Below are 5658 nucleotides of genomic sequence, written 5' to 3'. Positions count from 1 at the left end.
GTCCTCCCGCGCTCTCACAGCCCCGACCGGGTCGCACGCGTGGCCGGTCAGCATCCCCGGTGGGCCGACGCGTCCTGTGTGAAAGCGCGGCGTGACAGGTCGTCCGGGACCCGGTCGGGTCACCCACGTAGTCCATACGAATCGCGCGCCGGTGGGGACCGGCCCAGGATCGAATCACGCTCGCTGCGGATCACCGCGCCCGGGGTTCGCTTTCCCTCCCGCGAAGGAGATGTGCCCAGGATGACCACCACGTCTGCCCCCGCTTCATCACCGCTGTCGCCGCAGGGGGCACAGCGTGTGTCCCAGTCCGTGTTCGACGGCTCAAGGCTCCGGGTCGTCCTGCTGGTGGACGTCCACGACGGTGCCCAGCGGCAGTTCCTGGAGGCGTACGAGCAACTCTGCAACCAGGTCGCGTCCGTGCCCGGGCATGTCAGCGACCAGCTGTGCCAGTCGATCGAGAACCCCTCCCAGTGGCTCATCACCAGCGAGTGGGAGAGCGCGCCCCCCTTCCTCACCTGGGTGAACAGCGAGGAGCACGTGCGGATGGTGGAGCCGCTGCACAGCTGTGTCCGGGACACCAGGTCGCTTCGCTTCCATGTCGTCCGTGAGACCGGCGGCCCCGCCGCGGACGCCCGGGCCGGTGAACGCAGCCTCCAGGCGTCACCGCGGATCGGTGACGGCCTGATCCGTCACGCGCTCACCTTCACGGTCAAGCCGGGCAAGGAGGCGACCGTCGCGAAGATCCTCTCCGACTACGCCTCTCCGCAGCCGCAGGTCGACGACACCACCCGGCTGTGCCGCACCTCGCTGTTCATGCACGGCAACCGCGTGGTGCGAGCCATCGAGGTGCGGGGCGACCTGCTCGCCGCGCTGCGCCACGTCGCCCGGCAGCCCGAGGTACGGGCCGTCGAGGAGGCCATCAACCCGTATCTGGAGCAGGACCGGGACCTCAACGATCCGGAGTCCGCGCGGGTGTTCTTCACCCGGGCGGCGCTGCCCGCCGTCCACCATGTGACGGCGGAGCAGGACGACCCGGCGGCGGAACGGCACGCGTTGCACTACCCCGCCCGGCCCGGCCGCGGCATGCGGCTGGCCGAAGTGCTCGCGCAGCGGGACGAGGCAGCCGCGGGCGATCCGCGCAGCCCGGTCCTGCGCAGCACGATCTTCCAGCGCGACGACGTGGTGGTACGGCTGGTCGACGTGCGCGGCGGACTCGACGCCGGTGACCCCGAGCTGCTCCTGGGCCTCCCGGACCCCGAGCAGGTCGCCGAGCTGACCACGTTCCTGGACGACGCCACCGGCGCGGCCGCTTCCGCACCGGGCGAAGGTGACCTGCGGCGCCTGCTCAAGCTCGCCCGCATGGAACTCGTCACCGACCGCCGTTCACCCGACGCCTGATCCGTCCGGTCCGCGCATCGCGGCGGCCACGGCCCCCTGTCGACACAGCACACGATCGGAGCAACGTCGTGACCAAACCCCGTCCCAGAATCGTGGATCTCCGCGAGGTGGAGCCCAACACCCGGCGTGGCGGCGATCTGCGCGCCATGCTCACCCCCAACACCGTCGGCTCCACCAGCGGCTTCATGGGCGTGGCCATCGTGCAGCCCGGCGACCGCATCGCCGAGCACTACCACCCCTACTCCGAGGAGTTCATCTACGTCGTCTGCGGCCAGTTGGAGGTAGACCTGGACGGCGAGCCGCAACCGCTGCAGCCCGAGCAGGGGCTGATGATCCCCGCCCACATGCGCCACCGCTTCCGCAACGTCGGCAACGTGGAGGCCCGTCTCGTCTTCCACCTCGGTCCGCTGGCTCCGAGCCCGCCGCTCGGCCACGTCGACACCGAGGAGACCGACGCCGCCCCGGCACGGGTGGAGGAAGTTCCCGCGGGCGCCGGCCGGGCGGCCGAACGACGTCAGGTCCGGTCATGACCAGGCGGGTGGCGGTCACCGGCATAGGCATCGTCGCCCCGGGAGGCGTCGGCGTGCCGGCGTTCTGGGATCTGCTCTCCCAGGGGCGCACGGCGACGCGCGGCATCACCTTCTTCGACCCGAGCGGCCTGCGTTCACGGATCGCCGCCGAGTGCGACTTCGACCCGGCGGCCTGTGGCCTGGAGCCGGAACAGATCGCCCGGTGCGACCGGTACATCCAGTTCGCCCTGGTCGCCGGGGAGGAGGCGGTACGGGACTCCGGCCTCGACCTCGGTCGCGAGGACCCGTGGCGCATCGGGGTCTCCCTGGGCACCGCGGTCGGCGGCACCACCCGCCTGGAGTCCGACTACGTCCTGGTCAGCAGCGGCGGACAGCGCTGGGACGTGGACCACCGGGAGGCCAGGCCGCACCTGCACCGCGCGTTCTCGCCCAGCACCCTCGCCTCGACGGTGGCGGAGCGGTTCGAGGCGCGCGGACCGGTGCAGACCGTCTCCACGGGCTGCACGTCGGGGCTCGACGCGGTCGGGTACGCCTTCCACACGATCGAGGAGGGCAGGGCCGACGTGTGCATAGCGGGCGCCTCGGACTCGCCCATCTCACCGATCACCATGGCCTGCTTCGACGCGATCAAGGCCACGTCCCCCAACAACGACGACCCCGCCCACGCCTCGCGCCCGTTCGACGCCGACCGCAACGGGTTCGTCATGGGCGAGGGCGGCGCCGTACTGGTCCTGGAGGAACTCGAACACGCCCGGGCCCGCGGCGCTCACGTGTACTGCGAACTCAGCGGCTACGCGACCTTCGGCAACGCCTACCACATGACCGGTCTGACCAGCGAGGGCCTGGAGATGGCCCGGGCCATCAAGGACGCCCTCGACCACGCCCGGCTCGACGGCACGGCGATCGACTACGTCAACGCGCACGGGTCGGGCACCCAGCAGAACGACCGTCACGAGACCGCCGCCGTGAAGCTGGCCCTGGGGCAGCACGCGTACGACACGCCCATGAGCTCCATCAAGTCCATGGTGGGGCACTCGCTCGGCGCGATCGGCGCGATCGAGGTCGTCGCCTGTGTGCTGGCCCTGTCCCACCAGGTGGTACCGCCCACCGCGAACTACGAGACACCGGACCCCGAGTGCGATCTGGACTACGTCCCGCGCGTCGCTCGCGAACGGAGACTGAACGGCGTGCTCTCCGTGGGCAGCGGGTTCGGCGGCTTCCAGTCCGCGGTGGTCCTGACCCGGCCGAGGGAGAGGACACCATGAGCGAACCGCATGCACGGCGTGCCGCCGTCACCGGAATCGGCGTGGTCGCGCCCAACGGAACCAGCACGGAGTCCTTCTGGAAGTCCACCCAGGAAGGCATCAGCGTCCTCGACCGGGTCACTCGCGAGGGCTGCGAGCACCTGCCGCTGCGGGTGGCGGGCGAGGTCCGCGACTTCGAACCGTCGGCGGCGGTCGAGGAGCGCTTCCTCGTCCAGACCGACCGGTTCACGCACTTCGGGATGGCCGCGGCGGACCTCGCGCTGGAAGACGCCCGCATCGGCCAGGCCGACACCTGCGAGGAACCGTTCTCGGTGGGCGTGATCACCGCGGCCGGTTCCGGCGGCGGTGAGTTCGGGCAGCGGGAACTGCAGCAACTGTGGGGGAAGGGCCCCCGCTTCGTCGGCCCGTACCAGTCCATCGCCTGGTTCTACGCCGCCAGCACCGGCCAGATCTCCATCCGCCGAGGGTTCAAGGGCCCCTGCGGGGTGATCGCCTCCGACGAGGCCGGCGGCCTGGACGCCGTCGCGCACGCGGCGCGGGCCGTGCGGCGCGGCACCGATGTGATCATGGCGGGCGCGACCGAGGCGCCGCTCGCCCCCTACTCGGTGGTCTGCCAACTGGGCTACGAGGAGCTGAGCACCGCCGACGAACCGACGCGCGCCTACCGCCCGTTCACCGACGGAGCATGCGGTTTCGTGCCCGCTGAGGGCGGCGCCATGCTGGTCGTTGAGGCGGAGTCCTCGGCCCGGGAGCGGGGCGCGCGGGTGCGGGCCACCGTCGCCGGCCACGCGGCGACGTTCACCGGCGCCTCCCGTTGGGAGCAGTCCCGCGAGGGGCTCGCGCAGGCGATCCGCGGTGCCCTGGACGAGGCCGGCTGCGCCCCCGAGGAGATCGACGTGGTCTTCGCGGACGCGCTCGGCGTACCGGAGGCGGACCGTGCCGAGGCGCTGGCGATCGCCGACGCCCTCGGCGCGCACGGCGGGCGGGTGCCGGTCACCGCGCCGAAGACCGGCATCGGCCGCGGCTACTGCGCGGCTCCGGTCCTGGACGTCGCGGCGGCGGTGCTCGCGATGGAGCACGGCCTGATCCCCCCTACCCCCAACGTCTTCGACATCTGCCATGACCTCGACCTCGTGACCGCCCGAGCCCGTGTCGCCGAGACGCGCACGGCGCTGGTCCTGAGCCGGGGCCTGATGGGGTCGAACTCGGCGTTGGTGCTGCGGCACGGCGCGGCCGCCGCCTCGTGATGAGGCGTCCCTGAGCGACAAAGGAGAAGAACCGCATGAGTGAACACATCACCGTGGAAGAGCTGTCCGAGCTCATGAAGAGGTGCGCCGGGGTCACCGTCCCGCCGCAGGAGCTCCAGCAGCAGTACGAGGCCGGCTTCGACACCCTCGGCGTCGACTCGCTGGGTCTGCTCGGCATCGTGGGCGAGCTGGAGAACCGGTACGGCACGCCGATGCCGCCGGACGCGGAGCGCTGCAAGACGCCCCGGCAGTTCCTCGACCAGGTCAACGGTGCCCTGATGACGGCGGGAGCGTGACATGGCCGGACACACGCAGAACGAGATCACCATCGCGGCGCCGCTGGACCTGGTCTGGGACATGACCAACGACCTGGCGAACTGGCCCCAGCTGTTCAGCGAGTACGCCTCCGTCGAGATCCTGAACCGGGAGGGGAACCGGACCACCTTCCGGCTGACCATGCACCCGGACGAGAACGGCACCGTGTGGAGCTGGGTCTCGGAGCGGGAGCCGGACCGCGAGAAGCTCAGTGTCCGGGCCCGCCGGGTCGAGACGGGACCGTTCGACCACATGAACATTCACTGGGCGTACGAGGAGGTTCCCGCCGGCACCCGGATGGTGTGGACCCAGGACTTCGCGATGAAGCCCGAGGCGCCGGTCGACGACGACTGGATGACCGACAACATCAACCGGAACTCCAAGGTCCAGATGGCCCTGATCCGGGACAAGATCGAGAAGGCGGCCGCCGGGCACGAGCCCGCCTCGGTCCTGGCCGACTGAGCGGAGAGGACGGATCCCATGCACCAGGCCCTGATCGTCGCCCGGATGGCTCCGGGTTCGGCTCCCGACATCGCCAAGGTGTTCGCGGAGTCGGACCGGGGAGAGCTGCCGCACCTCGTCGGTGTGGTCCGGCGCAGCCTCTTCCAGTTCGGCGATGTGTACATGCACCTGGTCGAGTCCGAGAGCGAGCCCGGCCCGGCCATCGCCAAGGTCACCGGGCATCCCGCGTTCCGGGACGTCAGTGAGCGCCTGTCGGCGTACGTCAGCGCGTACGACCCCGAGACGTGGCGGTCCCCGAAGGACGCCATGGCGCAGCGCTTCTACCTCTGGGAGCGCGACCCGGCCGGCTGTGTAGACCGGCGGGTGTTCGAGGAGCAGCACGGTGTCGGGGACCTCGTCGGCGAATCGGGCCGCGTGCACCCGGCGCTGCTCGTCCCACGC

6 protein-coding genes and 2 pseudogenes are annotated in these 5658 nt (G+C 71.1%); 7 read left to right on the top strand and 1 reads right to left on the bottom strand.

Annotation, left to right across the window (positions count from 1 at the left end):
- Positions 1 to 240: 240 nt before the first annotated feature.
- From ABZ027_RS42960 to ABZ027_RS42930, 7 genes and pseudogenes are all read left to right on the top strand, one after another.
- A complete protein-coding gene (locus ABZ027_RS42960; protein ID WP_356778529.1) occupies positions 241 to 1398 on the top strand; it encodes a SchA/CurD-like domain-containing protein in 1158 nt (385 codons plus the stop codon).
- Between the two features lie 68 nt (positions 1399 to 1466).
- Positions 1467 to 1928, top strand: a complete 462-nt coding sequence (locus ABZ027_RS42955; protein ID WP_356778527.1) for a cupin domain-containing protein — start codon at positions 1467 to 1469, stop codon at positions 1926 to 1928.
- Positions 1925 to 3193: a beta-ketoacyl-[acyl-carrier-protein] synthase family protein gene (locus ABZ027_RS42950; protein ID WP_356778525.1), complete on the top strand. Its 1269-nt coding sequence runs from the start codon at positions 1925 to 1927 to the stop codon at positions 3191 to 3193. The genes ABZ027_RS42955 and ABZ027_RS42950 overlap by 4 nt, the downstream gene beginning before the upstream one ends.
- The gene (locus ABZ027_RS42945) at positions 3190 to 4440 is read left to right on the top strand and encodes a ketosynthase chain-length factor (RefSeq protein ID WP_356778523.1); all 1251 of its coding nucleotides are present in this window, start codon (positions 3190 to 3192) and stop codon (positions 4438 to 4440) included. Before ABZ027_RS42950 ends, ABZ027_RS42945 begins: the two co-directional genes overlap by 4 nt.
- Positions 4441 to 4475: 35 nt before the next feature.
- The gene (locus ABZ027_RS42940; protein ID WP_356778521.1) at positions 4476 to 4736 is read left to right on the top strand and encodes an acyl carrier protein; all 261 of its coding nucleotides are present in this window, start codon (positions 4476 to 4478) and stop codon (positions 4734 to 4736) included.
- A 1-nt stretch (position 4737) separates the two neighbouring features.
- The gene (locus tag ABZ027_RS42935) at positions 4738 to 5217 is read left to right on the top strand and encodes an SRPBCC family protein (RefSeq protein WP_356778519.1); all 480 of its coding nucleotides are present in this window, start codon (positions 4738 to 4740) and stop codon (positions 5215 to 5217) included.
- An 18-nt stretch (positions 5218 to 5235) separates the two neighbouring features.
- Positions 5236 to 5556 (top strand): annotated as a pseudogene (locus ABZ027_RS42930) (TcmI family type II polyketide cyclase); the annotation flags it as partial.
- On the opposite strand, the pseudogene ABZ027_RS42925 reads toward ABZ027_RS42930, so the two are convergent.
- Positions 5557 to 5658, bottom strand: a pseudogene (locus ABZ027_RS42925) (lipoate-protein ligase B); the annotation flags it as partial. It lies immediately after the preceding pseudogene.

It is taken from the genome of Streptomyces sp. NPDC006332 (assembly GCF_040612855.1).
Lineage (GTDB): Bacteria > Actinomycetota > Actinomycetes > Streptomycetales > Streptomycetaceae > Streptomyces.
This window is presented reverse-complemented; position numbering and strand designations above follow the sequence as displayed.

Coding starts and splice junctions, on each gene's coding strand:
- ABZ027_RS42960 (WP_356778529.1), top strand. CDS start 241: ATGACCACCACGTCTGCCCCCGCTTCATCACCGCTGTCGCCGCAGGGG.
- ABZ027_RS42950 (WP_356778525.1), top strand. CDS start 1,925: ATGACCAGGCGGGTGGCGGTCACCGGCATAGGCATCGTCGCCCCGGGA.
- ABZ027_RS42945 (WP_356778523.1), top strand. CDS start 3,190: ATGAGCGAACCGCATGCACGGCGTGCCGCCGTCACCGGAATCGGCGTG.
- ABZ027_RS42940 (WP_356778521.1), top strand. CDS start 4,476: ATGAGTGAACACATCACCGTGGAAGAGCTGTCCGAGCTCATGAAGAGG.
- ABZ027_RS42935 (WP_356778519.1), top strand. CDS start 4,738: ATGGCCGGACACACGCAGAACGAGATCACCATCGCGGCGCCGCTGGAC.